The sequence below is a fragment of the Microbacterium tenebrionis genome (assembly GCF_020682665.1).
GTDB classification, from domain to species: domain Bacteria; phylum Actinomycetota; class Actinomycetes; order Actinomycetales; family Microbacteriaceae; genus Microbacterium; species Microbacterium tenebrionis.
Window position 1 is genome coordinate 614,100 of record NZ_JAGTTM010000001.1, and the last position, 26,745, is coordinate 640,844.

The 26,745-nt window shown below is 69.9% G+C and carries 27 protein-coding genes; 16 read left to right on the forward strand and 11 right to left on the reverse strand.

Features of this window, described 5'->3' with window-relative positions:
* The first annotated feature begins 272 nt into the window (after nucleotides 1–272).
* From KEC56_RS03065 to KEC56_RS03100, 8 genes are all read left to right on the forward strand, one after another.
* Entirely contained in the window at nucleotides 273–1,556 is a 1,284-nt protein-coding gene (locus tag KEC56_RS03065) for an adenylosuccinate synthase (RefSeq protein ID WP_227529756.1), read from the forward strand.
* A 175-nt stretch (nucleotides 1,557–1,731) separates the two neighbouring features.
* Nucleotides 1,732–2,973, forward strand: coding sequence for a lactonase family protein (locus tag KEC56_RS03070; protein WP_227529757.1), 1,242 nt, complete (start codon nucleotides 1,732–1,734; stop codon nucleotides 2,971–2,973).
* A gap of 220 nt (nucleotides 2,974–3,193) precedes the next feature.
* Nucleotides 3,194–4,609 carry a dihydrolipoyl dehydrogenase family protein gene (locus KEC56_RS03075; protein ID WP_227529758.1) on the forward strand — a complete coding sequence of 472 codons (1,416 nt, stop codon included), beginning with the start codon at nucleotides 3,194–3,196 and terminating at the stop codon, nucleotides 4,607–4,609.
* A 114-nt stretch (nucleotides 4,610–4,723) separates the two neighbouring features.
* Entirely contained in the window at nucleotides 4,724–5,029 is a 306-nt protein-coding gene (locus KEC56_RS03080; RefSeq protein ID WP_227529759.1) for a DUF427 domain-containing protein, read from the forward strand.
* Nucleotides 5,030–5,048: 19 nt separating this feature from the next.
* Nucleotides 5,049–6,005 (forward strand): ABC transporter ATP-binding protein, encoded by a 957-nt coding sequence (locus tag KEC56_RS03085; protein ID WP_227529760.1) that lies wholly within the window; start codon nucleotides 5,049–5,051, stop codon nucleotides 6,003–6,005.
* Nucleotides 6,002–6,685 carry an ABC transporter permease gene (locus tag KEC56_RS03090; protein ID WP_227529761.1) on the forward strand — a complete coding sequence of 228 codons (684 nt, stop codon included), beginning with the start codon at nucleotides 6,002–6,004 and terminating at the stop codon, nucleotides 6,683–6,685. Before KEC56_RS03085 ends, KEC56_RS03090 begins: the two co-directional genes overlap by 4 nt.
* Nucleotides 6,682–7,416 (forward strand): ABC transporter permease, encoded by a 735-nt coding sequence (locus KEC56_RS03095; protein WP_175987375.1) that lies wholly within the window; start codon nucleotides 6,682–6,684, stop codon nucleotides 7,414–7,416. Before KEC56_RS03090 ends, KEC56_RS03095 begins: the two co-directional genes overlap by 4 nt.
* A 21-nt stretch (nucleotides 7,417–7,437) precedes the next feature.
* A complete protein-coding gene (locus KEC56_RS03100) occupies nucleotides 7,438–8,355 on the forward strand; it encodes an ABC transporter substrate-binding protein (RefSeq protein WP_227529762.1) in 918 nt (305 codons plus the stop codon).
* Between the two features lie 39 nt (nucleotides 8,356–8,394).
* On the opposite strand, the gene KEC56_RS03105 is transcribed toward KEC56_RS03100, so the two are convergent.
* Nucleotides 8,395–9,609, reverse strand: coding sequence for an AI-2E family transporter (locus tag KEC56_RS03105; RefSeq protein WP_227529763.1), 1,215 nt, complete (start codon nucleotides 9,607–9,609; stop codon nucleotides 8,395–8,397).
* Between the two features lie 60 nt (nucleotides 9,610–9,669).
* On the opposite strand from KEC56_RS03105, the gene KEC56_RS03110 reads away from it, so the two are divergent.
* A complete protein-coding gene (locus KEC56_RS03110; protein WP_175987371.1) occupies nucleotides 9,670–9,966 on the forward strand; it encodes a chorismate mutase in 297 nt (98 codons plus the stop codon).
* A 220-nt stretch (nucleotides 9,967–10,186) separates the two neighbouring features.
* Here KEC56_RS03110 and KEC56_RS03115 read toward each other — a convergent pair whose 3' ends face one another.
* The 5 genes from KEC56_RS03115 to KEC56_RS03135 all read right to left on the reverse strand — a co-directional run bounded on the left by KEC56_RS03115 (nucleotide 10,187) and on the right by KEC56_RS03135 (nucleotide 16,101).
* Nucleotides 10,187–12,658, reverse strand: coding sequence for a CHAT domain-containing protein (locus KEC56_RS03115; RefSeq protein WP_227529764.1), 2,472 nt, complete (start codon nucleotides 12,656–12,658; stop codon nucleotides 10,187–10,189).
* 50 nt (nucleotides 12,659–12,708) lie between these two features.
* A complete protein-coding gene (locus KEC56_RS03120; RefSeq protein ID WP_227529765.1) occupies nucleotides 12,709–14,286 on the reverse strand; it encodes a S8 family peptidase in 1,578 nt (525 codons plus the stop codon).
* 31 nt (nucleotides 14,287–14,317) lie between these two features.
* Nucleotides 14,318–14,770 carry a hypothetical protein gene (locus KEC56_RS03125; RefSeq protein WP_175987365.1) on the reverse strand — a complete coding sequence of 151 codons (453 nt, stop codon included), beginning with the start codon at nucleotides 14,768–14,770 and terminating at the stop codon, nucleotides 14,318–14,320.
* Nucleotides 14,763–15,380 carry an RNA polymerase sigma factor gene (locus tag KEC56_RS03130; protein ID WP_227529766.1) on the reverse strand — a complete coding sequence of 206 codons (618 nt, stop codon included), beginning with the start codon at nucleotides 15,378–15,380 and terminating at the stop codon, nucleotides 14,763–14,765. Before KEC56_RS03130 ends, KEC56_RS03125 begins: the two co-directional genes overlap by 8 nt.
* 127 nt (nucleotides 15,381–15,507) lie before the next feature.
* Nucleotides 15,508–16,101: a short chain dehydrogenase gene (locus tag KEC56_RS03135; protein WP_227529767.1), complete on the reverse strand. Its 594-nt coding sequence runs from the start codon at nucleotides 16,099–16,101 to the stop codon at nucleotides 15,508–15,510.
* 90 nt (nucleotides 16,102–16,191) lie between these two features.
* On the opposite strand from KEC56_RS03135, the gene KEC56_RS03140 reads away from it, so the two are divergent.
* On the forward strand, nucleotides 16,192–17,136 hold the full coding sequence (locus tag KEC56_RS03140; protein ID WP_227529768.1) for an ROK family protein: 945 nt from the start codon (nucleotides 16,192–16,194) through the stop codon (nucleotides 17,134–17,136).
* Nucleotides 17,137–17,242: 106 nt separating this feature from the next.
* Complete coding sequence (locus tag KEC56_RS03145; protein ID WP_175987357.1) at nucleotides 17,243–17,461, forward strand: SCO4848 family membrane protein; 219 nt, start codon at nucleotides 17,243–17,245, stop codon at nucleotides 17,459–17,461.
* A gap of 142 nt (nucleotides 17,462–17,603) precedes the next feature.
* On the opposite strand, the gene KEC56_RS03150 is transcribed toward KEC56_RS03145, so the two are convergent.
* Together KEC56_RS03150 and KEC56_RS03155 are read right to left on the reverse strand one after the other, a co-directional pair.
* The gene (locus KEC56_RS03150) at nucleotides 17,604–18,407 is read right to left on the reverse strand and encodes a MerR family transcriptional regulator (protein ID WP_227529769.1); all 804 of its coding nucleotides are present in this window, start codon (nucleotides 18,405–18,407) and stop codon (nucleotides 17,604–17,606) included.
* A gap of 170 nt (nucleotides 18,408–18,577) precedes the next feature.
* On the reverse strand, nucleotides 18,578–19,111 hold the full coding sequence (locus KEC56_RS03155) for an MFS transporter (RefSeq protein WP_227529770.1): 534 nt from the start codon (nucleotides 19,109–19,111) through the stop codon (nucleotides 18,578–18,580).
* Here KEC56_RS03155 and KEC56_RS03160 point away from each other — a divergent pair.
* A complete protein-coding gene (locus tag KEC56_RS03160) occupies nucleotides 19,098–19,460 on the forward strand; it encodes a hypothetical protein (RefSeq protein ID WP_227529771.1) in 363 nt (120 codons plus the stop codon). The two genes, KEC56_RS03155 and KEC56_RS03160, sit on opposite strands and share 14 nt — an antisense overlap.
* Before the next feature lie 113 nt (nucleotides 19,461–19,573).
* On the opposite strand, the gene KEC56_RS03165 is transcribed toward KEC56_RS03160, so the two are convergent.
* The 3 genes from KEC56_RS03165 to KEC56_RS03175 are packed head-to-tail and all read right to left on the reverse strand — an operon-like array spanning nucleotide 19,574 to nucleotide 21,554.
* Nucleotides 19,574–20,260: a hypothetical protein gene (locus tag KEC56_RS03165; protein ID WP_227529772.1), complete on the reverse strand. Its 687-nt coding sequence runs from the start codon at nucleotides 20,258–20,260 to the stop codon at nucleotides 19,574–19,576.
* The gene (locus tag KEC56_RS03170; protein ID WP_227529773.1) at nucleotides 20,260–21,171 is read right to left on the reverse strand and encodes an ABC transporter ATP-binding protein; all 912 of its coding nucleotides are present in this window, start codon (nucleotides 21,169–21,171) and stop codon (nucleotides 20,260–20,262) included. The genes KEC56_RS03165 and KEC56_RS03170 overlap by 1 nt, the downstream gene beginning before the upstream one ends.
* A complete protein-coding gene (locus KEC56_RS03175) occupies nucleotides 21,168–21,554 on the reverse strand; it encodes a GntR family transcriptional regulator (RefSeq protein WP_227529774.1) in 387 nt (128 codons plus the stop codon). The genes KEC56_RS03170 and KEC56_RS03175 overlap by 4 nt, the downstream gene beginning before the upstream one ends.
* 258 nt (nucleotides 21,555–21,812) lie before the next feature.
* On the opposite strand from KEC56_RS03175, the gene KEC56_RS03180 reads away from it, so the two are divergent.
* The 4 genes from KEC56_RS03180 to KEC56_RS03195 all read left to right on the forward strand — a co-directional run bounded on the left by KEC56_RS03180 (nucleotide 21,813) and on the right by KEC56_RS03195 (nucleotide 26,580).
* A complete protein-coding gene (locus KEC56_RS03180; protein ID WP_227529775.1) occupies nucleotides 21,813–23,075 on the forward strand; it encodes a class I SAM-dependent methyltransferase in 1,263 nt (420 codons plus the stop codon).
* 283 nt (nucleotides 23,076–23,358) lie between these two features.
* Nucleotides 23,359–24,660 (forward strand): quaternary amine ABC transporter ATP-binding protein, encoded by a 1,302-nt coding sequence (locus KEC56_RS03185; protein ID WP_227529776.1) that lies wholly within the window; start codon nucleotides 23,359–23,361, stop codon nucleotides 24,658–24,660.
* The gene (locus tag KEC56_RS03190) at nucleotides 24,660–25,622 is read left to right on the forward strand and encodes an ABC transporter permease (RefSeq protein ID WP_227529777.1); all 963 of its coding nucleotides are present in this window, start codon (nucleotides 24,660–24,662) and stop codon (nucleotides 25,620–25,622) included. Before KEC56_RS03185 ends, KEC56_RS03190 begins: the two co-directional genes overlap by 1 nt.
* A 49-nt stretch (nucleotides 25,623–25,671) precedes the next feature.
* A complete protein-coding gene (locus tag KEC56_RS03195; protein WP_175987340.1) occupies nucleotides 25,672–26,580 on the forward strand; it encodes a glycine betaine ABC transporter substrate-binding protein in 909 nt (302 codons plus the stop codon).
* Nucleotides 26,581–26,745 lie beyond the last annotated feature (165 nt).

The window sequence follows — 26,745 nt, forward strand, 5'->3', positions numbered from 1 at the left end:
GCGGGCACTCCGGTCCGTGCGGCGTTCGACTCGCTCATCCTGCCAGCGTAATCGGGGCGCGCCCGTGGCGGCGGGGCTGGGGATGGGTAGGAGTTCCCGTCGGCCGCGGCGAGTCGGAAGGAGGGCCACCAGGTCGTCACGGATCCTGACCTGCGGTCAGTGCAGCGGTCACCGCCCGCGGTGCGTCGGACCCCCTCCGATAGGATGGATCCGCCCGAAGAGGGCCAGCTCATCGGCCGGTGCAAACCCGGCGAAAGCAAGGGGGACAACCCATGCCAGGAATCGTTATCGTCGGCGTCCAGTGGGGCGACGAAGGCAAGGGCAAGGCGACCGATCTGCTCGGCGACCGCACCGACTGGGTCGTGAAGTTCAACGGGGGCAACAACGCCGGTCACACCGTCGTCGTCGGCAACGAGAAGTACGCGCTGCACCTGCTGCCCAGCGGCATCCTCTCTCCCGGCGTCACACCGGTGATCGGCAACGGCGTCGTCATCGACCTCGAGGTTCTCTTCGACGAGCTCACCGCGCTGTCGGCACGCGGCATCGACGTCTCGAAGCTGAAGGTGAGCGCGAACGCGCACATCATCACGCAATACCACCGCACGCTCGACAAGGTCACCGAGCGTTTCCTCGGCAAGCGCAACATCGGCACGACGGGCCGCGGCATCGGACCGGCGTACGCCGACAAGATCAACCGCGTCGGCATCCGCGTCCAGGACCTCTTCGACGAGAACATCCTGCGCCAGAAGATCGAGGGCGCCCTCGAGCAGAAGAACCACCTGCTCGTGAAGGTCTTCAACCGCCGCGCCGTCACGTGCGACGAGATCATCGAGGACCTGCTGTCTTACGCCGAGCGGCTGCGTCCGATGGTCGCCGATACCGGACACCTCATCGACGAGGCGCTCGACCGCGGCGACGTCGTCGTGTTCGAGGGCGGCCAGGCGACCATGCTCGACATCGACCACGGCACCTATCCGTTCGTCACCTCGTCCACCGCGACAGCGGCGGGCGCGGCATCCGGCTCCGGGGTGGGACCTGGGCGTCTCGACCGCATCGTCGGCATCGTCAAGGCGTATACGACCCGCGTCGGCTCGGGCCCGTTCCCGACCGAGCTGTTCGATGAGCAGGGCGACTGGCTGCGCTCGGCCGGCTTCGAGTTCGGCACGACGACGGGCCGCCCCCGCCGCGTCGGCTGGTACGACGCCCCGATCACCCGCTACGCCACGCGCATCAACGGCATCACCGACCTCGTGCTCACCAAGCTCGACATCCTCACCGGCCTCGAGCAGATCCCGGTGTGCGTCGCGTACGACGTCGACGGCGAGCGCTTCGACGATGTTCCCGTGAACCAGACTGACTTCCACCACGCGAAGCCGATCCTGGAGTACTTCCCGGGCTGGAAGGAAGACATCTCCACCGCGCGCACGTTCGACGACCTGCCGCGGACGGCGCAGGACTACGTGCTCGCGCTCGAGAAGATGAGCAAGACCCGCATCTCGGTCATCGGCGTCGGCCCCGAGCGCGACCAGGTGATCGTCCGCCACGACCTCGTCTGACGTGATGGGCGAGGGCGTGAGGGGTCGCGAATCGTCGCCTCAGCGACGGAGAGGCGACCAGATGCGCCCCCTCCCGAACCGCGCGGCGAGCGAGGGGTCGTGAATTGTCGCCTGAGCGACGGGGATACGACCACTTGCGTCCCCTGTCGGAGGGCTCGAGCGTGAGGATGCACGTGTGACGCGGTTCTGGGTCGGCGGCTACGGCCCCGACATGGACGGGGATGCCACCGGCATCGGCCTGCTCGAGGGCGACGAGGGCCGCGCGCCGACGACTCTGGCGTACCGGGGAGCCGTGACAGCCGCGGCCTCGCCGTCGTGGCTCGCCGCGCACCCGACGCTCGATGTCGTCTACGCCGGGCTCGAGGGCTCGGGCACGGTGCAGGCGTTCGCCCGCAGCGGTGAGCGGTCGCTGACTGCCCTCGGCGCTCCCGTCGAGGTCGGCGACGGCGTCTGTCACCTCGCCGTCGCGCCGCACGGCGGGTACCTCGTGGCCAGTTGCTACGGCGACGGCCGGGTCGTGCGGGTGGGGCTCGACGCCTCGGGGCTGCTGGGCGAGGCGTCGGTGGCGGATGCCGCGACCGACCCGTACGGCACGAACGCCGTCCCGGCGGCGCAGGGGGCGCCCGCGGTGCCCGGTCCCGACCTCAACGACGTGCTCGCATCGCTGGCGCCCGCGGCATCCGCGCCGGCGCGATCCGGGCTGCTGCTGTTCGATGAGGAGCTGGGGCTGACGCCGGGGGCTGCGGAAAACGTTTCACCGGCCGCTGCGGTGTTCGCCGCGGCTCTCGCTCCGGCATCCGCAGGCGAGGTGCCGGATCGCACCTCGCGAGCGCATGCCGCCGCGTTCCTGACCGACGGGCGCATCGCCACGACCGACATCGGGTTCGATCTCGTGCGCATCTGGCGGGCGACCTCCGCCGGGCTCGTCGTCGACCACCAGATCGTGCTGCCGCACGGTGTCGGCCCGCGGCACATGGTCGTGCATCCCAGCGGCCACCTGCACGTCGTCACCGAGTACTCGTGCGAGGTGTTCACACTCGCCGCCGGTGCGAATGGACGGTGGGGGCTCGTCGCGGCGACCGCGGTCAGCCCGACGGCGCAGGTGGGCGTCGACTACCCGTCCGAGATCTCGCGCTCGCGAGACGGCGAGACGCTCTACGCCGGCGTTCGTGGCAGCAACACGATCGCGGCGCTACGGGTGCGCGGCGCCGGCGAGGTCGTCGAGCCGCTCGCACTGGCGGACTCCGGCGTCGACTGGCCACGCCACCACCTGGTGCACGACGGGGCGCTGCTCGTCGCGGGACAGCGGTCGGACGAGATCGGCATCCTCGACCTCGACGAGCGCACCGGTGCGCCCCGTGGCATCCGTCACCGCACCGCGGCTCCGGCGCCCAGCAGCATCCTGCTCGCCCGCTGACCCCTCTCTGTCCCTCTCGCCCCTCCTCCTGGGCACAACTTCGGACCTGGCGGGCGACACGCCGCCGCATCCGCCTCGCCGTCGGCGTGTCCGTCCCGGGCTCCGAAGCTGTGCACAGGGTAGACGGGACGCGGCTGGGAACAAGACCCCGGTGACACGGCGTTGCAGATCAGCAAGACTGGGCGGTGCTGTTCGAGCGCGGCCGCAGGAGGGCGGAGTGATGACGCAGAATGAGTACGACCTCATCGTGATCGGAGCAGGACCGGTCGGCGAGAACGTCGCCGACCGAGCCGTCCAGGGCGGGCTGACCGCCATCGTCGTCGAAAGCGAGCTCGTCGGCGGCGAATGCTCGTACTGGGCGTGCATGCCCTCGAAGGCGCTGCTGCGCTCCGGCCAGGCGCTGCGCGCCGCCCAGCACGTGCAGGGCGTGACCGGCGGTGCCCTGGAGCCCGCTGGCGTCCTCGCCCGGCGCAACTCCTTCACGAGCGACTGGTCCGACGACGGGCAGGTGTCGTGGCTCCGGTCTGCGGGCATCGATCTCGCCCGCGGACACGGCCGCATCAGTGGCGAGCGCGAGGTCACCGTCACGGCAGATGACGGGTCGACACGGGTCCTGCACGCACGCCATGCGGTCGCGGTCGCCACCGGAACGGATGCCGCGATCGCCCCGATCCCCGGCCTCGCCGAGGCAGAGCCCTGGACGAGCCGCGAGGCGACGAGCGCGGCCGAGGTCCCGGCATCCCTGGCCATCATCGGCGGCGGCGTGGTCGCGGTCGAGATGGCGACCGCGTACGCGTCGCTGGGCGCGAAGGTCACAGTGATCTCACGCGGTGCGCTGCTCGCAAAGATGGAGCCGTTCGCCGGCGAACTCGTCGAGAAGGGGCTGCGCGCGGATGGCGTCGATGTCCGCATCGACACCGGCACAGCATCCGTCGCTCGTGACGATGACGGCGTGACGATCACGCTCGACGACGGCACCGAGATCCGCGCCGCCGAGGTGCTCGCCGCCACCGGCCGGCAGCCGCGCTCCGACGACATCGGGCTCGACACGATCGGCCTCGAACCCGGGAAGTACATCGCGACGGATGACACGCTGCGGGTTCCCGGCCACGACTGGCTGTACGCGGTCGGCGATGTCAACGGCCGGGTGCTGCTCACCCATCAGGGCAAGTATCAAGCCCGCGCGGCGGGTGATGTCATCGCCGCACGCGCGAAGGGCGAGGACGTCGACGACGCCGCCTGGGGCCGCCATGTCGCCACCGCTGATGAGGCGTCGGTGCCGCAGGTCGTCTTCTCTTCTCCGGAGGTCGCCTCCGTCGGGCTCACCGCGCAGGCTGCGCAGGATGCCGGGCACACGGTCCGCATCGTCGACTACGAGCTCGGATCCGTCGCCGGTGCCAGCCTGCACGAGGACGGCTACACCGGTACGGCGCGAATGGTCGTGGACACCGACCGGGACGTCATCCTCGGAGTGACATTCGTCGGCCCCGACGTCTCCGAGATGCTCCAGGCCGCCACCATCGCGATCGTCGGCGAGGTGCCGATCCCCCGGCTGTGGCACGCGGTCCCCGCGTACCCGACGATGAACGAGATCTGGCTGCGGCTGCTGGAGGCGTATGGTCGGGAGTCCGCGTGACCCATCCGTTCACGGCTCCGCTCCGAACACGCTGAGCTGTCAACACCCGCTGAATCTGCCTCGGTTGTCCGCGGCATCCCCTACGCTCGAAACCTGATCCGAGGAGACACGACCATGAAGGCTGTACTCGCAGGAACCGTCATCGCCGAAGCCGACGACGCCGATCTCATCTCCATCGAGGGCAACTGGTACTTCCCGCTCTCGTCCGTTCCCGACGGCGTGCTCTTGACGAGCCCGACGCCGTACACCTGTCCGTGGAAGGGCGAGGCGCAGTACTACTCGGCCGTCGTCGACGGCGAGACCCACGCCGACGCGGCATGGGGGTACCCGAACCCGTACCCCTCGGCTTTCGAGCGTGTCGGAAAGGACATCTCCGCCCACATCGCGTTCGACCCTCGCCAGGTGGAGGTCGGGCCGTAGCCGGGGCGCGGGCCAGCTCATGATCGAGTTCCGTTCGGTGTCCAAGAGATTCCCCGACGGCACCCTCGCCGTCGAGGACTTCAGCCTCGTGCTGCCCTCGCGAAAGACGACCGTGTTCGTCGGATCGTCCGGATGCGGCAAGACGACGCTGCTGCGCATGATCAACCGCATGGTCGAGCCGACCGCCGGCGACGTCGAGATCGACGGCGAGAGCGTGCTGGCGGGCGACCCGGTGGCCCTTCGCCGCAGCATCGGCTACGTCATGCAGAACTCGGGCCTCATGCCGCACTTCTCGGTGATCGACAACGTCGCGACCGTCCTGCGCTTGAACCGCACGCCCAAGAAGCAGGCGAACCAGCGCGCCCTCGAACTGCTCGACACCGTCGGGCTCGACCGCGCCCTCGCCGAGCGCTACCCGAGCCAGCTCTCGGGCGGGCAGCAGCAGCGCGTCGGCGTCGCGCGCGGTCTCGCAGCCGACCCGAACATCCTGCTCATGGACGAGCCCTTCGGCGCGGTCGACCCGATCGTGCGCGCCGATCTGCAGCAGGAGCTCATCCGCCTGCAGCGCGACCTCGACAAGACGGTCGTCTTCGTCACGCACGACATCGACGAGGCGTTCCTACTTGGTGACCAGGTCGTCATCCTCGACAAGGGCGCCCGCATCGTCCAGGTCGGCAGCCCCAGCGAGATCATCGAGAACCCGGCGGACGACTTCGTCTCGGCGTTCATCGGCGCCGAGCGCGGGCACCGGGCGCTGCGCATCAAGCAGACCCCGCGCGGCCGGTTCGTCGTCGACTCCGAGGGCCGCACGCAGGGCACGCTCCTCGATGACGCGGACGATGAGCCGTCGAGCGCTTCGACAGGCTCAGCGATCGGCGCCCCGATCCCTGAGCGCGCGCCGGCCCCTGAGCGCGCGCCGGCCCCTGAGCGCGCGCCGGCCCCTGAGCCCGTCGAAGGGTCCGGTCCCACCCCGTGAACTGGGTCGCCGACAACCTCGACCTGATCCTCGGTCTCGCGCTCACCCACCTCGGTCAGAGCGCGATCGCGATCGTCTGCGGGTTCGTGCTGTCGCTGCCGCTGGGCTGGGTCGCCTGGCGGTACCGTCTGGTGCGCGGCCCCATCGTCGTGCTGACCGGCCTGCTCTACACGATCCCGTCGCTCGCCCTGCTGATCCTGCTGCCCTCCGTCATCGGATACTCGGCGCGCAGCCAGGAGAACCTCATCGTCGGACTCACCATCTACGCCGTCGCGATCCTCGTGCGCTCCGTCGCCGACGGCCTCGACTCGGTCGACCCCGACATCCGCCAGGCGGCGACGGCGGTCGGCTACGGCGGCGCCCGCCGGTTCTGGACCATCGACCTTCCGCTGGCCGGCCCCGTAATCCTCGCGGGTCTGCGGGTCGCGGCGGTCAGCACGATCTCGCTCGCCACGGTCGGCATCCTCGTCGGCGTCGAGAACCTCGGCTACCTGTTCACGAACGGTCTGCAGCGCCGCATCATCCCCGAGGTGTTCGCGGGCGTCCTCGCCGTCGTCGTGATCGCCCTGGTGATCGATCTGCTCCTCATGCTCGCCGGCCGCGCGATCATGCCGTGGACGCGCACCGCGTCGGCGGCGACCGCCCGTCGCCGCATCGTCTCGATGAGGGCGGCCGCATGAACCTGTTCGCCGAAGCCTTCGCCTGGCTGTTCTCGCCCGAGCGGCTGGAGGGCCAGTACGCCCTCCCCGTGCTGCTCGGCCAGCACCTGTTCTACACCGTGGTGTCCGTTCTCATCGCCGCAGCCATCGCCGTGCCGGCGGGATGGGCGATCGGTCATACCGGTCGTGGCCGCGAGGCCGCCGTGGCGATCTCGGGCGCCGCCCGCGCCGTGCCGTCGTTCGGCCTCATGGTGCTGCTCGTGCTGCTCATGGGCGTGCTCAGGGTTCCCGAGGCTGCGACCATCACCTTCGTGCTGCTCGCGATCCCGTCGCTTCTGGCCGGCGCGTACACGGGGCTCGAGGCGATCGACCGCCGCGTGATCGACGCGGCCCGCGCCACCGGCATGACCCAGTGGCAGGTGTTCTGGAAGGTCGAGGTGCCGCTCGGGCTGCCCCTTCTCGTCGGCGGTCTGCGCTCGGCCACCCTGCAGGTGATCGCGACGGTCACGATCGCCGCCTACGTGAACCTCGGGGGCCTCGGCTGGCCGATCATCCAGGGCATCCCGCTGCGCCGCTTCGACCAGGTACTCGGCGGCGCCATCCTCGTCGCCGTCGTCGCCCTCATCGCCGACCTGCTGCTCGCCCTCGCCCAGCGTCTGGCCGTGCCAGCCGGCATCCGCGTCGCGAAGCCCGGCACGTCCGCTCGGACCGCACGCCGCGCGACCGCATCAGCATCCACAGCATCCGCCTGACCCCCACCAGAGAGGAACATCATGTTCACAGCACGCACGACACATCTCACCCTCGCGACCGGCGTCGCGCTCGCCGGAGCCCTCGTCCTCGCCGGCTGCGCGAGCAGCAACCCGCTCGACACTCCGTCCGGCGATACGTCAGGCGGTGGTTCCGACACCATCGTCATCGGCTCGCAGGCCTACTACTCGAACGAGATCATCGCCGAGATCTACGCCCAGGCGCTCGAGAACGCCGGGCACACCGTCGACCGCGAGTTCAACATCGGCCAGCGCGACGCGTACATGCCCGACGTCGAGTCCGGCGAGATCGATCTGTTCCCGGAGTACACCGGCAACCTGCTGCAGTACTTCGACGACAGCTCCGAGGCCACCAGCCCCGACGACGTCTACGCCGCGCTGCAGGAGGCGCTGCCCGACGGGCTCACGGCGCTCGACTACGCCGAGGCATCCGATCAGGACACCTACACGGTCACCAAGGCGTTCGCAGACGCGAACGGCCTGAAGAGCATCGCGGACCTCTCGAAGGTCGACGGCACCGTGACCCTCGGCGGCGCGCCCGAGCTCGAGCAGCGCCCGTACGGCCCGTCGGGCGCGAAGACCGTCTACGGTCTCGACCTGGCGTTCTCGGCGACCGGCGACACCACGTTCGATGCGTTGCTCGCCGACGAGATCCAGGTCGCCGACATCTACTCGGCCGACCCGCGCTTCCAGACCGAGGACATCGTCGCGCTCGAGGACCCGGAGAGCCTGATCCTCGCCTCGAACGTCGTGCCGATCGCCTCCAGCGACGTGGCCGATGAGATCGCCGATGTCATCGACGGCATCAGCGCCGAGCTCAGTGTCGACGACCTCGTCGCGATGGGCGTGCAGAGCACGGTCGATCAGATGTCGCCCGAGGACATCGCGACCGAATGGCTCACCGAGAAGGGCCTGATCTGATCCCGCGCTGATCCGAGCGCGCCCGCACAGGGCTCCCGGTCACACCCGGGAGTCCTGGCGCGGGATCCACACCTTCTTGATGATGATGAGGATGGATGCCGTGACCGGCACGGCGACGAGGGCTCCGAGGAGCCCGAGCAGCGTTCCTCCGACGAGGGCGCCGATGACGACGAGCGAACCGGGGATCGAGATCGCCCTGTTCATGACGCGCGGCGTGAGGAAGTACGACTCCAGCTGCATGTAGACCAGGTAGATCACCGCGAACACGAGCGCGAGGACCGGGTCGGCGAACAGCGCGATGCCCGTGCCGATCACCCAGAAGATCAGGGATCCGACCAGCGGGATGAGCGTGATCAGGAACGCCACCACAGCCAGCAGCAGCGGGAACGGCAGCGACATCACCGTGTACAGCAGCAGCACGACGACGGCGTTGATGAACGCCAGTGTGACCATGCCCATGACGTAGCCGCCGACGGAGTCGGTGATCTGATCGGTGATGATGGCGGTGTTCTCGCGGTCGCGGGCGGGCACCAGGCGCAGCATCGCCTGCTTCATGGTCGGCAGCGTCGCGACGAAGTAGATGACGAGCACGAGCACGATGACGACGCCCGAGATGGCGTTCGCGATGGATGCGCCCACCTGGAGCGCCCCGCCGCCGATGGCCGCGATGTTGTTGGGGTCGGTGAGGAAGCCCTGCACGTCCGAGACGAGGTCCTGGAACTGATCGCCGAACTGCGCCTCGAGCGTCGCGTAGAGGTCGCTTCCGGTGAAGTCGGCGATGAGTTCGGGAACGCTCTTGACGAACAGCGTGATCTGTTCGACGACGACCGGCATGATGATCCACAGGATCAGGGCGAGCGCGGCGATCAGGGCGACGAGCACCACGACGACGCTCCATCCGCGGGCCAGCCCTCGGCGTTCGAGGAAGCGCACGGCCGGGTCGAGACCGAGGGCGGCGAACAGGGCGAGCGTGATGTAGATGATGACCGTCGACAGGTTCGACAGCGCGAGTCCGAGCAGGATCGCGGCCAGACCGCCGAGCGTGACGAGGAACCCGAACACGAACGGCTTGTCGATACGCGTCCAGAACGACCTCGTCGACGGGACCGGCTCGACCACGGGCTTGGGGGTGATCGGCTGATCGGTCGGTTCGGGCTTCTTCGTCTTCGTCGGCTTCGGGGCCTTCGACGCCTTCCGCGTCGGCGGCTCCGTCTCGACGGCGACTTCGGATTCCTCCGGCAGATCGTTGGTCATGCGCCAACTCTAGGGGGTGCCGTCGCGATATCGTCAGAGGGCCGACGAACAGGGGGAGCCATGACCGACCAGGATGCCACCGCACGACTTCAGCGCCTGCGCGGCACGATCGACAACATCGACGCCGCCCTGATCTACATGCTCGCCGAGCGTTTCCGTGCAACGCAGGAGGTCGGCATCCTCAAGGCGGAGCACGCCATGCCCGCCTCCGACCCCGCCCGTGAGGAGCAGCAGGTCGCGCGTCTGCGCGCTCTGGCTGAAGAGGCGCACCTGGATCCGGAGTTCGCGGAGAAGTGGTTCAACTTCGTCGTCGCCGAGGTCATCCGCCACCACACCGAGGCGGCCGAACGGCGCTGAGCACGCGCCCTGACCCCTGAGCAGGTCGAAGGGCATGGCGGAGGGCGCCGTGGATGCATCCACGACGCCCTCCTGAAGCGGTCGGTGTCTGTCGCTGCGTCCCCCAACGCATCCCCAAGCGCGACCGCGCCTCCTCATGCCCGTCAGGCATTCCGCGTGACACCTTCCGACTATCAAGAGCGGGGTACCGCCGTTCTGATACATCCGGCCCGAGGAAGTTTCAGAACCCGGTTCCGTGGCACTGGAACGGGGTGCGCAATCCGGTCTGCACGGATGCCGCGGCCAGCGCCGCAGCCGGGGACTGGCCGCCGGCGAGACCGGAGTGCACCGCGCTGAGCAGGTCGCTCGCCACGTCGTCCGCGACGACGGCCGGTGCGGCGATGACGCTGCGGGTTCCCGCGTGCAGCCAGACGCGCGTCATCCCCAGCGCTTCCTCGCCCCAGCGCACCGATGAGCGGCCGAGCTCGCACGCCGAGAGCACGACCGTGTCGGGCACGCGGGGGATGAGGTCGACGTCGTAGCCGAACAGGGCGCCGTCGGCCAGTTCGAACCCGGCGAACAGCGGGTTGTCCGCGGCGTGCCGGCCGTGCGCGGCGATGTGCAGCACGTCGACGTCCGCCGCCAGCGCGGTCACGGCATCCACGCGCGCATCGTTGCCGGCGAGCACCGTCACCTCGCCCCAGACGGATGCCGCGGCCTGCACCTCTCCGGCGCCGCGCGGCACGCGGGGACCCGCAACGAGCCCTGCTCGCGTGAGCCCCCGGGGAATGTGGCGCTCCTGCGCCCAGCGCGACATCGAGGTGGCGATCGTGAAGGGGCGGCCCGCCATCGTCGGCAGCATCGCCCACGGGATGCCGGCGAGGATGCCCGGCACGGTCAGCACGATCCTCCGGTCGCCGAGGAGTGGTCGGGCGGGTCCGAGCAGCAGGTCGTCGAGCCGTCGCATCCGCTCGTCCAGCGCCTGCGCGACGATCGCGGCCATCGGCCCGCTGCGGATGGATGCCGAGACGTCGAGGTCGGCGCGCAGGCCGTCCGTGGCCGCCCCGATCGCCGCGCGGTCGAGCGTCCCGATCGTGCTGTCGGCATCGGTGGTGACGACGCACAGCATGCTGTCGCCCGAGTACACGAACGACAGGGCGGCCGTGCCGGCATCGTCGCCGAGCTCGGTGCGCGCGTCGTCGCGTCGCTCCTGGCGCAACTCGTCCCGGAGTGCTTCGAGGGTGATCCGAGGGCGGGTGTCTCCGGCTCCGGTCGCCGTCCACTGATGCTCGCGCACGCGGTCGCGGAGCAGACGCACGCGTGGATGCGTCGTCCACTCCTGCCCGGTCAGCTCGGCGCGCAGCATCCGCAATTCGCCGAGGTCGGCGGCGTGCTCGTCGTCGTGCGGTGGGCGCACCGGGGCGACCTGCTGGCTGAGGTGGCGGGCGCGCTCCGACCAGTCGAACAGCACCTCGGGGTCGCGGCTGTGCGAGGCGGCCGACAGCCCGGCGAGCACGAGGCGCGTGCCGTGCATGGCGAGGGATGCCTGCAGGTCGAGCGCGCCGAAGGAACGCTGCCAGCCCGAGAGCAGGTCGAGACCTGCGGCGGCGTGGCGGCGCGACTCCGCGTGCCTCGACCGGGAGCCGGCGCGGGCTGCGCGGACCTCGGCCGCCCGCAATCGCAGGGGGACCGGCGCGTCGGCGGACAGCCGGATCGGCGGGGTCGCGTCGCCGCGACGGGTCGCCGCCAGCGCGGAGCTCAGCCGCACGGCGCTCGCCTCGCTCGGAAACCCTGCTCGGCGCAGCTCGGCGGCCGTGGCGGCGAAATCCGCGGCCGGCGGGGCGGTGCCGGCATCCAGTTCGGCGTCGAGCCGGATGGCGTCGCCGCGAGCGGCCCAGCTGTCGGCGCCGAGTCGGCGGAACCGGCGCGCGGCCGTGCGTGCAATCTGCCGCGCGCGCTCCGGGTCGTGCTGCAGCAGCGACCGCGCGAGGTGGTACTCGGCCTCGGCGCGCGCCTGTGTCATGCGGGCGGCGCCGAAGGTGGCGGCGACGGTCTCGAGCAGGTTCTCGGCCTCGTCGACGAGCCCGGCGTCGCGCAGCACCTCGGCGCGGTCGAGGTCGCTCATCGCCGCACCGACGGGGGATCCTGCGGCGATCACCGGGCGCGAGCGCGCCATGAGGTCGAGGGCTTCGACGAGGTCGCCGCGCAGCAGGGCGGCGTAGCCGAGGTTGTGGCGGGCTTCGGCGGCGGCGTCGGCATCGCCGGACTGCTCGTAGAGCGCGGTGGCGCGTTCGAGATCCGCCGTGCAGGCGTCGAACGCGCGGCGGTGCATGTGCACGAGAGATCGGTTGAGGAGGCAGTTCGCAAGCGCCGTGCCCTCGAGGACGTCGACCGCGTGCGTGAGCATGTGTTCGGCCTCGTCGAGCCGGCCGGCGCGGGTGAACAGCACGCCGAGCTGCCCGGCGAGGATCGCCCTGGTCTCCTCGCTCACGCCGTCCTTCGCGAGGGCGGCGCGGCCGAGGGCTTCGGCGCGCGCGGGTTCGCCGGTGTGCGCGAGCACGTATGCGAGGGTGCCGTGGATGCGGGCGCGCAGATCCGCGTCGTCGTCGGCGGCCGCTTCGGCCCTGGCGAGCAGGCGGCGTGCCTCGGGGTAGCGCTGCGCGTTGGACGCCGCGCGCCCGCGCTCGTACAGCTCCGCCGCCGAAGTCCCCATCCGTTCAGGATGCCGTGTCCGGGGCCGGCGCGGAAGTCCGGGCCGCCGCCTCAGCTCAGCGGGCGATCCGGCGGCAGCGCCGCCAGCACCTCCTCGACGGCCTTGGCCGCTGCAGCATCCGTCGCCGCGGCATCCGCCGGCAGCGCCCCCAGCAGCGCCGCCACCCTGCCGGCGACGTAGGGCGCGGAGAACGACGTCCCGCTCCACGCGGCGAAGCCGCCGCGGTAGTCGTCCGGGTCGACGGTCTGCCGTTCGAACCCGTCGACGTCGGCGCGGGTCACGGCCTGCGTGCCGCCCGTGAACGCCGGCGTCGTCGAGACGACCATCGCCCCCGGCGCGTAGGTGCGCACCCACGGACCGACGTTCGAGAACAGCGCGAGCGAGCGCTGCGACGGATTGAGGGCCCCGACCGACACGAGCGGGAGGTGCTTGTCGGCCACGATCCCGTTGTCGGCGCCGGGCCACGCCCACAGCGATGCCGGGAACGACGGACGATCGATCGCGTCGTTCCCGGCGGAGCAGACCACGACCGTCCCCAGCGATCTGGCGGTCTGCAGCATCTCGTGCAGCACGAGTGAGAAGTGCCCGTCGATCGGCGTCTCGTGGTAGTAGCCGAGCGACAGGTTCAGCACGTCGATCGGGCGTCCGCCGTCCTCGCCGTGCACGAATCGGCGCTGCAGTTCGATGACCGCCGCGAGCGCCTGCAGGAACGTGCTCTCGTCCACCACGCCGAGCGAGTTCGCCACCCGGATCGCGAGGACGTCGGCATCCGGTGCCGTCTGCCGGATGATCCCCGCGATGAACGTGCCGTGCCCCGCCACCGCGTCGATCTCGCCGTCGAGCTGTCCGTACAGATCGGGGTAGCGCTCCGGGTCGTCGTCGCCGGTGAGACCGATCGGGACGCCGTCGAGCTCGGCGCCGCGCGTGACGATCGAGTCCGGCAGCCAGTCGTGCTCGCCGCATCCCGTGTCGAGCACGGCGACGACGGCTCTGCGCTGCTTGCGCGCGAGCCTGCTCCGCACGGGGGCGGCCCCGATCCAGCAGATCGGCTGGCGCCCGCCGCGTCCGGGCTCCAGGTAGTCGTCGCTGCCGACGGCGCCGGCCCCGCGCACCGGGTTCGTGCGGGTGAACGGGTTGGTCCGGGTGAACGGGTTCGTGCGGGTGAACGGATTCAGCCCGACCGGGTCGATCGCGAGCACGTGCTCGAGGCTCGCGCGCGGCATCGGCCCTCCGACGATGCGCCGCGCCCGCTGCAGCACGCGCCACGCGTCGGGTGGCACAGGGGACTCGCCCTCGCGCGGAATGTCGGGGGTGGTCAGGATGGCGCGCCGGACGCCGGGGATGCCGGGCAGCATCCGCTCGGTCAGCCCCGCGCGGACCACGTCTTCGCTCTCGACCCTCAGCTCCCATCCGAACGACCCCGCCGCCTGCGTCAGCGCGCGCAGGTCGCGGTCGTAGGCGCCGTTCTCACCGTCCTTGCGCTCGGAGATGAGCATCCGATCCGGCAGGTAGGCGGTGGGGAAGGCGCGGATGCCCTCCACCGGCTCCACGGAGGGATCCAGAGCCGATCCGCGCGGGATCGACCCCTCCGCCCTGTCCTGCCAACTCCACTTCTCGGGTTGCGCCATCGCTCTCCCCTTCGGCTCGACGCTTCAGCTCTCACACCTCGAAATGCGGCGTGAGCAGGTCCTTCTGTTCCCCGCCTGCGACGAGGCGCACGTGAGTGAGGCCCGGGGCGACGTCGTCGAACGCGAACCGCCCCTGGTCGTCGGGGGCGGCCGTCCGGGTCCGCTCGCCCTGCGTGAGCTGCACCTCGACGGCGGCCGGGTCGACCCAGCCGTCCACGCGGCGCCGCCCCCGCTCCGTCCGGCTGACGTGCAGGAGGATGCTCGCCGCCCCGTCGCTGAACTGCAGCGTCGTCGTCTCGCCGTCGCCGCGGCTGCGCACGGGCGCCTCAGCGTTCTCGATCAGGGTGAGCATCGCGTACTCGCGCGAGATGTCAGCTACGGCGATCGCCGCGATCGCACGATCGGCGAGATCAGCGGGCGGCGGATCGAACCGCTCGGCGGCCGTGCGGATGCCGGCGAACAGCTCTGCATCGGCGTCAGCCATCGCCGTCCCCCTCTGTCGCCGCTCCGGTGCGCACGAGTTCGGCGCGCAGCTTCACCAGGCAGCGCCGACGCGTCGGCCCGATGCTGCCGATCGGCATCTCGAGCTCGCCGGCGAGGTTCGCGTAGTCGGGTCGGTCGTCGAAGGCGATGATGCGCAGCAGCCGGCGGCACCGCTCGTCGAGCGTTCCCACCGCCGCCCACAGCCGGCGGGACTCGTCGGATGCCGCGACCTCGGCCTCGGCCGACTCCTGTGCGGGCAGCATCGGCTCGAGGATCTCGTCGGAGGTGGCATCCGCTCGCCTGTGCCCCTTCGCCACCTTCCACGCCTCGCGGCGGGCCGTCGTCGTCAGCCAGCCCGAGATCGCGCGGGCATCGGCGACGGACTCGCTCGCGCGCACGAGGGCGAGCCAGGTGGACTGCACGACGTCCTCGGCGAGGGAGCGCTCCAAGCCGTAGGCGCGCACGACGTGCCAGAGCACGGGTGTCATCAGGCGCACCAGATCGTCGATGGCGCGCGTCTCTCCGGCGCGCCAATCGGCGAAGAGATCGGCGGCGCGTTCCCAGCGCGCCGAGCCATCGCTGACGGCGCCCCCGCGGGAAGCGTCGGTCATGAAGATCATTGTGCTCACATCTACCAGGAGCACGGCAAGCGAATTCTGATACATGACGCCCGGGGATCCCGGGCCCGGGCCCGGTTCCCGATCCCTGAGCCCGTCGAAGGGGCGGGCGCCCCGCGGCCTACGCCGTGATGACGCGCCCTCGGACGAGTCCTTCCACGGCGAGGGCGTAGGCACGGCCGATCTCGACATCCGGAACCGGCCGCTGGCCGGCGAACAGCGCATGCAGGTCGGCCGAGCTCTCGAGGACGTTCGGCGACACGGCGTTGATGCGGATGCCGCGCGGCGCCTCGGCCGCCGCGGTGACCACGAACGACTCGAGGGCTCCGTTGGCGACGGCGGCGGCGGCGCCGGTGGCGATCGGCTCGCGGGCGAGCACACCGGAGGTGAGGGTGATGGATCCGCCGTCGCGGATGCGGCCGAGCGCGATGCGGGCGACGTCGAGCTGTGGCAGCGCCTTGGCGGTGAACGCCGCGAGGTAGTCGTCGCGGGTCAGTTCGGTGACGTGCGCGAACGGTGCCGAGCCGGATGCCACGACCACGGCATCCACCTCTCCGACCGTGTCGAACAGCGCCTCGATGGATGCCGGATCGGTGATGTCCACGCCGAGGTCGCTGCTGCGCGACGCGGGCAGCACCTCGTGCCCGTGCGACGTGAGCGTCGCCGTGACGACGCTGCCGATGTGTCCTGTTGCTCCGATCACGAGAATGCGCATGTGCTCGATCCTATTCCTCGGGCGTCCGGGCGACTACGCTATTTGTGAAGTGTGTGAACAAACATGGTCGACAGGACGGGATCGGAACCGATGACACTGCGAGAGATCGGACGGGGAGCACCGGTCCTCGCCTTCGACGTGGGCGGAACCGACATCAAGTCGGGCCTCTTCGACGCGGACGGCACAGCGCTCGGAATGCGCCGCACGCCGACGCCGCCGCTGGGATCCGAACCCGCGACGACGCTGATCGACGAGCTCGCCCGCCTGTCGGGCGAACTGCGGGCCCAGCATCCGGATGTCGTGCCGGCGGCCGGCGGCTTCGTCGTGCCGGGGATCGTCGACGCGGCTGCCGGGATCGGCGTCTTCGCGAGCAACCTCGGATGGCGGGACGCCCCGCTGCGCGCCCTCGCCGCCGAGCGGCTGCAGCTGCCGATCGCCCTGGATCACGACGTGCGCTCGGCGAGCTGGGCCGAGCACGAGCTGGGCGGCGCCCGCGCGCATGACGACGTCGTCGTCCTCATCATCGGCACCGGGATCGCCGGTGCGATCCTCATCGGCGGGGTTCCCTACACCGCCGGCGGGTACGCGGGCGAGATCGGGCATGCGCCGATCTCCGAAGGACCGCCGCGCGGCGAGGCGCTGCTGTGCACATGCGGCGCATACGGATGCCTCGAGACGGTGGCCTCGGCCGGGGCGATCGCCCGCCGCTACGCCGCCGAGACCGGGGCGACGCCCGACGGCGCCCGCGAGGTCATCGCTCTGGCCGGTGCGGGCGACGCCGTGGCCGCGCGGATCTGGGACGAGGCGCTGGATGCCCTCTCTCTGGCGCTCGCGCAGTTGACGGCGGTGCTGGGTCCGCAGGCGATCGTGATCGGCGGCGGGCTCTCGCGGGCCGGCGATGCGTTGTTCGACGAGGTGCGCACGCGACTGGCCGGCAGACTCAGCTTCCACCGGATGCCGCAGATCGTGCCCGCTCAGCTGGGCGACGATGCCGGCCTGCTCGGAGCGGCGCTGCACGCACGCGAACTGAGCTGAGCGCCTTCACCCGCCTCACCTTCGCCGTGCACAACTTCCTCCCCGCGCACAACTTCGGATCTCAGCCCGGGCTCGACGGGCCGGCGCGGGCGCCTACGCTGGAGGGGTGATCGCTCTCGCCGTGCTGCTGTTCGTCAACGCCGCCTTCAACGCGGTGGTCTGGCCCCAGTTCTACAAGCGGGTGGCGCGCGACCCCAGGGCCCGGGATGCCGCCGGCAAGCCCACCGCGTTCCTCACGGTCCATGCGGTGCTCATCGCCGTCGCCCTCGTGCTCGCGCTCGTCTCGGTGCTTGCCGGCATCGCCGCCCTCACCGGGGCGCTGTAGACCAGAGGGTCGCGCTCCTCTTTCCTGCTCCCGCTGCCCTTTCCTGCTCGCGCTGCTCTTTCCTGCTGGCGCGGCGGAGACTTCCGCAGCGCCAGCAGGAATCGACAGCGCGACAGGTGGGCGACCGACGAGCTTCGCGTGATCAGGCGCGCGCGACGGGCTGCTGCAGCTCAGTGACCCAGTCGGACTGATCGTCGGAGACGGCGCGCACGTACAGTTCGCGACACGGTCCCGCCGGCACGAGGCCGCGCGCCACGATCTCCGAGTGGATCGCGTGCCAGCTGGCGGCGATTCCCGCCATCGATCCGAGGTGGATGCCGCACACCGCGGCATCCACGGCCGGAAGCTCGACGACCTCGAATCCGTCGCGCGCCGGGCCCGCGTACTCGTACCCGACGACGATCGAGATGCCGTCCTCGACGGTGTCGTACTGCGCGGTCGGGGTGGACAGGGCGCCCCGCTCGTCTCCGATGATGTCGGCGATGGCGTCGAACGCAGGCCCGACGACGCCGGCGACCTCGGGCTGCGTTGCGACGACGGCGCGGCGGCCGGCCAGGCGGACGGCGGGAAGAGCCTTGTCGACGATTTCGATCTGAGACATCTGATTCTCCTTCTCGATGAGGTGGAGCCTCCGCTCGACGTCGATGAGCCGGTCGGCTGCGATCCGATGCTCCTCCTCGACCTCGGCGCGGCGCACGCGCAGCAGGGCGCCGATGCGTTCGGCGTCGATCTTCTGCTCGAGGATCACCGCGATGTCATTCAGGCCGAAACCCAGCTGACGCAGAGCCACGATCCGGTGCAGCCTGGCGAGCTGCGAAGGATCGTACGAGCGGTAGCCGCTGAACTCATCCACGTGAGCGGGCACGAGCAGGCCGGCGGTGTCCCAGTGCCGAAGCATCCGGTGGGTCACCTGGCCGATCTGCGCGAACGCTCCGATGGACAACATGCTTCTACTCGACCGCCTCCCACAGTGTCAGGGTCAAGTATCGCGCCCGCCTCGGCCTGCCGCCGTGCACAACTTCGGATCTCAAACGCGACACGCCGACGGCGGGCCGGATGCTGCGGCGCGTCCTCTGCGCCGTCCGAAGTTGTGCATGGTTGCCATCACCGTGCGGGTCAGCGCGTTACGGACTGGGCGGCGTGAGCGGACCAGCCGGACTCGGCCGGCAGTGCCCGCAGCGCGGCGGTCGAGACCGCGAGCAGCACCGAGACGGCGCACAGGCCGGCGCCGACGAACAGAGTCGCCTCCCGCCCGATCAGCGACAATCCGACCCCGGCGACGAGCGGTGCGAGCGGCATCGCGCCCATGCCGAGCACGGCGGAGGCGCTGTTGGCGCGGCCCAGCAACTCGGTGGGAGTGGCGACCGTGAAGTAGCCCATCAGAACGGCGTTGACGGCGGGGATGAAGAGGACGATGCCGGCGAGCACGAGTGTGAGCATCAGCGGTGCGTGCACCGGAATCAGCGCGAACACCCCGATGGCCGAGACCGCGAGGCCGCCGATGATGACGACTCCGGCGCGCACGCGCAAGACGATGAGCGGCGTGAAAAGGGCTCCGACGAGCATGGCGACGCCGGCGGCGGTCGTGAGGAATCCGATCGTCACAGGCGAGTGACCCTGCTGCTGCAGCGCGTAGATGACGGTCGTCATCGCGACGCTGAAGCCGAGGTTGATGATCGTCGCGTGGCGGGTTGGCTCCCCGCAGGAGCCGGTCGAGGACGAGGTGCTGGGCACCGCGCTCATGGCCGTCCTCGCCGACGATCATACCGCGGTGCTGCGTCGGGTGCTGGTCTGGGCGGGGGAGTACGTCTCTGGACGCGACCCCGCGACGCACGGTGAGCTCTCGCAGCGCAATCTGCGGCTGACCGAGGCCGAGTTCGTGGAGATGATCCGCCGAGTCAATCTGGCGATCGGCGAGATCACCGAGGCGCACGACCCGCAAGACCCCGTCTCGCGCTTCTGGAGCCTCGAGATCATCGCCGCCGACGACACGATCTGAGGGCGGCGCGGCACGAGCAGGGTCCACAACTCCTCGGAGAAGGCGTGAATCGGCCCGGTCGCGGCACTGGCCTGCGCGATCGGGCCGATTCCTGAGGAGTTGTGAACAGAGTCCTACGGCGTCGCCCTCCGGAACGCGAGGAACGACACGACCGAGAGCAGGGCGACCACGACCAGTCCCCACAGCGCCAGGCCCAGGGCGCCGAGATCGAGGATGCCGGCCCACACCTGCTCCCACATCTCCAGGCGGGTGACGAGGAAGGCGAGCCCGACGAGGACGAGCGCCAGTGCGAGCGACGCGATCGTCAGGACGACCGGTCCCCAGCGCTTGTACACCGTCGCACCCGTGAAGCCGACGACGAAGAAGAACAGCGCGAGCGCGAAGTAGACGATGAAGGCTCCGAACGGGCCCGCCTCCCACAGCCACGGCAGATGGAACACGTAGCCGTTCACGCCGTAGCCGTTCGTCAGCATCTCGATGCCGCCGCCGATGAGGAACAGCACGCCCATGAAGGCGCTGGCGAGCACCGCGGTGATGAGGGTGCCGAGGAAGAACTCGCGCCGGGTGACGCTCATGGCCTGCGAGAACGGGAAGGTCATGGTCATGGCCGACAGGCCCACAGCGAAGAACACCCAGAGCGGCGCCTGGCCTCCGCCGCCGTACTTGGGCCCGGAGGTCGGGATCATCGCGTAGATGAGCACCGACACGAGCACGGCGGATGCGAGGACGATCAGCGGCACCCAGATGAAGGTCTGCTTGTTGATCAGTTGCAGACGGATCACGTTCAGCGTGCGGGACATCAGCGGACCTCCTGGGTGTCGGCGGCGCTCTCGGACGAGGCGCCGGCTTTCTGCGTGAGGCGGACGATGAGCTGCTGGAGCGAGACGGGGGCGAGATCGAGGCCGGATGCCGCGACCTCCGCCCGCTCTTCGGCGGTCAGATGGCCGAGCACCGTGACGGATGCCACGTGGCCGAGCTCATCGCGGTGGAGGACCTCGCGACCTTCGGCCCAGGCATCGACCTTCGCCGCGTCGCCGACGACGGTCACGGCGCGGTCGCGCACGGCATCCGTCTCCTCGTCCAGGAGGATGCGGCCCTTGTCGATCACGATGACGCGCTCGATGAGGTTCGCGACCTCGTCGATCAGGTGCGACGAGAGGATGATCGTGCGGGGGTGTTCGGCGTAGTCTTCGATCAGGCGGTCGTAGAAGATCTGCCGGGCGACGGCGTCGAGTCCGAGGTACGGCTCGTCGAAGAACGTCACCTCGGCCCGGGATGCCAGACCGATGATGACTCCGACGGCCGAGAGCTGGCCGCGCGAGAGCTTCTTGATGGTCTGCTTCATGGGCAGCTGGAAGTCCTCGATGAGGCGGTCGGCGAGCGCCTGGTCCCAGTTCGCGAAGAACAGCCGCGCCGCTGCGAAGGCGTGGCGGGCCGTCGCGTCGTCGGGGTACTTCTGGCTCTCGCGGACGAAGCACATCCGGCTCAGCACCCGCGGGTTCTCGTACGGGCTCTCGCCGAACACCCGCGCCTCGCCGGAGGTGGCGAAGTTCTGTGCGGTGAGGATCGACATGAGCGTGGTCTTGCCGGCGCCGTTGCGTCCGAGCAGGCCGTAGATGGCGCCGCGCTGGATGCTGAGCGAGACGCCTGCGAGCGCCTCGGTGTCCTTGTAGCGCTTGGTGAGGTTCTGCACCTCGATGACGGCGGTCATGCGGGGTTCCCTTCTGATGCGGATGCCGCGACTGCGCGTTCACGCAGCAGGGCGGCGAGGTCGTCTGCGCCGAGCCCGAGCGTGCGGGCCTCGGCGAGCAGGGGGTCGATGTAGCGGTCGGCGAAGGCGGATCGCCGTTCGGTGAGCAGCGCCTGTCGTGCGCCGCTGGCGACGAACATGCCGATGCCGCGCTGCTTGTACAGCACACCCTTGTCGGTGAGCATGGCGACTCCCTTGGCGGCGGTGGCGGGGTTGATGCGGTAGAAGGCTGCGAGCTCGTTGGTCGAGGGCGCCTTGGACTCCTCGGTCAGCGAACCGTCGAGGATCTGGTCCTCGATCTGCTCGGCGATCTGGATGAAGAGCGCCTTGCCTTCTTCGATCACGGTGCCTCCGCGGGTTAGGTGGTTAGTTACTTGACCAATAAACCACTAAACCTGGAACGTGTCAACCTCTCGTCGCGCACGGGCACAACTTCGGATTTGGGACGCGACGCGCCGGGCCGGCGCCGTGCGCACCGGCGTGTCGGATGCCGGATCCGAAGTTGTGCCCGGGGGGAAAGGGAGGCCGGAGAGGGTGCGGGCGTCAGCCGCGGAGGTCGCCGTTCAGTAGCTGTCAAGAGGCGCTGAACCTACGCTGGGGAGGTGGACTTCTCCTACGCCGCGCTGAGCCGCTTCCCCGATGTCGAGGCACCGAATCTGCAGGCGTGGGATGGCACGGACGAGCTCCTCGTCCGTGCCGCGCTCGCCGCCGGACTCCCGGGCGAGGAGATCGCTGTGATCGGCGACGAGTACGGCGCGATCACGCTGGCCCTGACGGATGCCGGCATGCGCGGTATCCGCGTGCACCAGGACCTCGCGACCGGGCGCCGGGCACTCGCCCGCAACGCCGAGGCGCTCGGGCTCGGGCGGCCGTCCCGAGCCTCACACGATGCGGGGGAAGAGCGGCGCATCGACGAGCACCGCGCAGACACGGGCGCCGAGCGTCTGGGAGTGGGCACCGACGGGCCGGCGTTCGTGGAGTGCGAACTCGGGCCCGCCCTGCTGACGGGCGCGCGGCTCGTGCTGCTGCAGCTGCCGAAGTCCCTCGCCGAGCTCGAGGAGATCGCGGATGCCGTCGCGCGGTGGGCGGCGCCGGGTGTCACGGTGATCGCCGGCGGGCGAGTGAAGCACATGACGCTGACGCAGAACGAGGTGCTCGGGCGGAGCTTCGAGACCGTGCAACCGCAGCGCGCGGAGCGGAAGTCGCGGCTCATCGTGGCGAGCGGAGTCCGGGATGCTCCGGCGCAGCCGCCGTATCCGGTGTCGGCATCCCTCTCGGTTCCGGGGCTCGACCGCCCGCTCGCGATCGTCGCGCACGGCGGCGCATTCGCCGGTGCGAAGCTCGACATCGGCACGCGCGTGCTGCTGGAGGTGCTGGGGCGTCCGCCCGTTCGACCGCTGAGCCTGTCGAAGCGTCAGAGATCGGACTCTCCACGTCCCATAAGCGTCGTCGATCTCGGCTGCGGCACCGGCATCCTCGCCGCGACCTACGCGCTGACGCACCCCGGTGCCCGGGTGATCGCCACCGACCGCTCGGCTGCGGCCGTGGCATCGGCTCGCGCCACCTTCGCCGCGAACGGGATCGACGCTGAGGTCACCCATGACGATGCGGGTTCGGAAATTCCCGGTCAAGCCGCAGATCTCATCCTGTTGAACCCTCCGTTCCACCTCGGCGCGAGCATCCACGCGGGGGCGGCGACGAAGCTCTTCGAGGCCGCCGCCCGCATCCTCAAGCCCGGCGGCGAGCTGCTCACCGTCTACAACTCTCACCTCGGCTACAAGCCGGAACTCAGCACGCTCGTCGGGCCCACCGAGCAGCTGCACCGCACCCCCAAGTTCACCGTGACGCGCAGCATCCGACGCTGACTTCTGTCTGCTCCGCAGATTGTCGACATTAGACAAAGGTCCTCATAGTTGTTACGTTGAAATGTAGGCCTTTTGGTCTGAGACCAGTCCGCGGCCGCGTCCTTCTTTCGAATGTGCTGTGCTGCGAAGAGGCGTGGACGTATGGTCGATGTTCGTGCGGTGGGGCCGAAACCCGCCGTCAGCGCCGCCAGCGCAGCTTGTCGAAACGGTCATGCGAACATCACCCGGGCGCAAATCGAAGCCGGCTTCCGAGACCCGAACAATCGGCGGCCGCGGGGGAAATGTGACCGAAACCGCACTTGAAGCGCGCCATCTGTTCAAAGTCTTCGGAAGGAATCCGAAGCAGGCGGTCCAGAAGCTGAAGTCCGGAGCATCCCGTACCGACGTGCAGGATGCCGGAACGGCTGCCGTCATCGACGCGAGCTTCACCGTCAACAAGGGCGAGATCTTCGTCATCATGGGCCTGTCCGGCTCGGGCAAGTCCACCATCATCCGCATGCTCAACGGGCTGCACGACATCACAGACGGCTCGGTCGTGGTCGGCGGCGACGAGATCGCCGGCGTCCCGGCATCCCGCCTGCGCGAGATCCGCCGCGACAACGTGTCGATGGTGTTCCAGCACTTCGCGCTGCTGCCGCACCGCACGGTCGCCGACAACGTCGCCTACCCGCTCGAGCTGAAGGGCGTCAGCAAGACCGCGCGCCGCGCGAAGGCGAACGAGGTGCTCGCGATGGTCGGGCTCGACGGCTGGGGCGACAAGCTGCCCAGCGAGCTCTCCGGTGGCATGCAGCAGCGCGTCGGCATCGCCCGTGCGCTCGCCGCAGACACCGAGATCCTGCTCATGGACGAGGCGTTCAGCGCCCTCGACCCGCTGATCCGTCGCGAGATGCAGGAGCAGCTGGTGGAGCTGCAGGAGAAGCTGCAGAAGACCATCGTCTTCATCACCCACGACCTCAACGAGGCCATGTTCCTCGGCGACCGCATCGCCGTGATGCGCGACGGCCGCATCGTCCAGATCGGCACCCCCGAGGACATCCTCACCGACCCCGCCAACGACTACGTCGAGCAGTTCGTGCAGGACGTCGACCGTGCACGCGTGCTCACGGCATCCAACGTCATGGAGCGCCCGCGTCCCGTCGTCGCCGAGTCGGCCGGCCCCCGCACGGCGCTGCGTCAGATGCGCGATGCGTACATGTCGGCCGCGTACGTCACCGGCAAGGACCGGAAGCTCCTCGGCATGGTCACCGACCGGGATGCCGTCAAGCTCGTCCGAAAGGGCGAGGCGGCGCTGGGCTCGGTCATCAAGCCCGTGCCGCAGTCGGTGTCCGAGGACGAGGTCCTCATGAACCTGTTCGTGCCCGCCGTGGAGTCGCCGCTGCCGCTCGCCGTGGTGGATGCCGAGGGGCGCCTTGTCGGCGTCATCCCGCGCATCACCCTGCTGGCCGCACTCGGCCCCGGCCCGAACTCGACCGAGGAGATCACCCTGCCGCACCTGCCGGTTCCGCAGGCTGAGATCGACGCCGTGCTCGGAGAGGCGGATGCCGCCACCGGCGAAGCCGCCGCGACCGAGGAGGAGGTGCGCTGATGGACGGTTTCCGCATTCCGCTCGGAGAGTGGGTCAAGGCCGGCGTCGACTGGATCAAGGACAACCTCGAGGGCCTGCTCGACTTCATCGCCTTCATCGTCCGGTTCCTCGTCGACGGGCTCACCGACATCCTCACCGGCACGCCGCTGGTCGTCGTGATCATCATCGCCGCGCTCATCGCGTGGGCGGTCCGCTCGATCTGGATGGCGATCGGCACGGTCGTCTCGTTCCTGCTGATCCTCAGCATGGGCCTGTGGGTCGCGGCCATGCAGACGTTGGCGCTGGTGATCGTGGCGGCCCTCGTCGCCGTGATCATCGCGATCCCGCTCGGCATCTGGTCGGCGCGCAACGACACCGTGCGCATGATCCTCAAGCCGGTGCTCGACTTCATGCAGACCATGCCGGCGTTCGTGTACCTGATCCCGGCGATCGTGTTCTTCAGTATCGGCGTCGTGCCTGGCCTCGTCGCCACGGTGATCTTCGCGCTGCCTCCGGGCGTGCGCATGACCGAGCTCGGCATCCGCGGCGTCGACTCCGAGACCGTCGAGGCCGGGCACGCGTTCGGCGCGACGCCGGGGCAGATCCTGCGCGGCATCCAGCTGCCGCTCGCGATGCCGACGATCATGGCCGGCATCAACCAGGTGATCATGCTCGCCCTGTCGATGGCCGTCATCGCCGGCATGGCCGGGGCCGACGGTCTCGGAAAGCTCGTCGTCGAGGCGATCTCGACGGTCAACATCGGCAAGGGCGTCGAGGCGGGCCTCGGCGTCGTGCTGCTGGCCGTGTTCCTCGACCGCGTGACGGCGGCGCTCGGCACGCCGGGGGACTACCCGTCGTCGCTGCTCGGGATGCTGTCGCGCCGTCGGGCTGCACAGCGCAACGATGCAGCGGATGCTCGGCGGGATGCCGAGCGCGCAAAGGCCTCTCCCCGTCGCGCACCGATCGGCGGCGACGTCGCTTGACACCCCTGAACCCATACGAAACGCAGCAGAACATACGAAAGGAAGCACCATGAAGAAGTTCCGGCACATCACAGCCATCACAGCACTCGGCCTCACGGCATCCCTCGCCCTCGCGGGGTGCGCCACGGGCAACGACACCGCCGGAGGCGACGGCGGCGAGGAGAGCAAGGGCACCATCACGCTCGGGTTCCTCCCCTCCTGGACGGACGGCCTGAGCATGGCGTACCTGCTTCAGGACCAGTTCGAGAAGCTCGGCTACACGGTCGAGATGCAGACGCTGACCGAGGCGGGCCCGCTGTACACCGGCCTCGCCCAGGGTGACGTCGACATGTACCCGTCGGCGTGGCCCGAGGTCACCCACGCGAAGTACATGGACGAGTACGGCGACGACCTCGAGGATCTCGGCGCGTACTACGAGAACGCCGTCCTGACGATCGCGGTGCCCAGCTACACCGACATCGACTCGATCGCCGACCTCAAGGGCAACGCCGACATGTTCGACGGCAAGATCATCGGCATCGAGCCGGGCGCCGGCCTCACCGGTGTCACCCAGGACTCGATGATCCCCACCTACGGCCTCGAGGACGAGTACACGCTCGAGACCTCGTCGACCGCCGCCATGCTGACCGTGCTCGGCGAGGCGATCGACAACAAGGAGGACGTCGTCGTCACGCTGTGGAAGCCGTTCTGGGCCAACAGCTCGTACGACGTCAAGACGCTCGAGGACCCGGAGGGCGCCATGGGCACCCCTGAGACCCTGAACTTCATGGGTCACAAGGGCTTCGCCGAGGAGTTCCCCGAGGCCGCCGAGCTCGTCGAGCAGATCAAGCTCGACGACGCGCAGTACGGCTCGCTCGAAGACCTCGTCGTGAACGAGTTCGGCGAGGGCAAGGAGGCCGACGCCGTCGACAAGTGGCTCGAGGAGAACGGCGACCAGTTCGACTGGGTCGTCGAGTAAGCCTTCGGCTCAACCGAGCCCCGGCCGACCCTTGCGGGCGGATCGGCCGGGGCTTCTGCGTGCCCGCGTCGCGTTTCTGCTCGGTTCACCCGCACAACTGGGATCCTTGTCGCTGCGGCACTGATCGCCGGCATCCCGCAGCTCGCCCCGACCGATGCCCTGTGT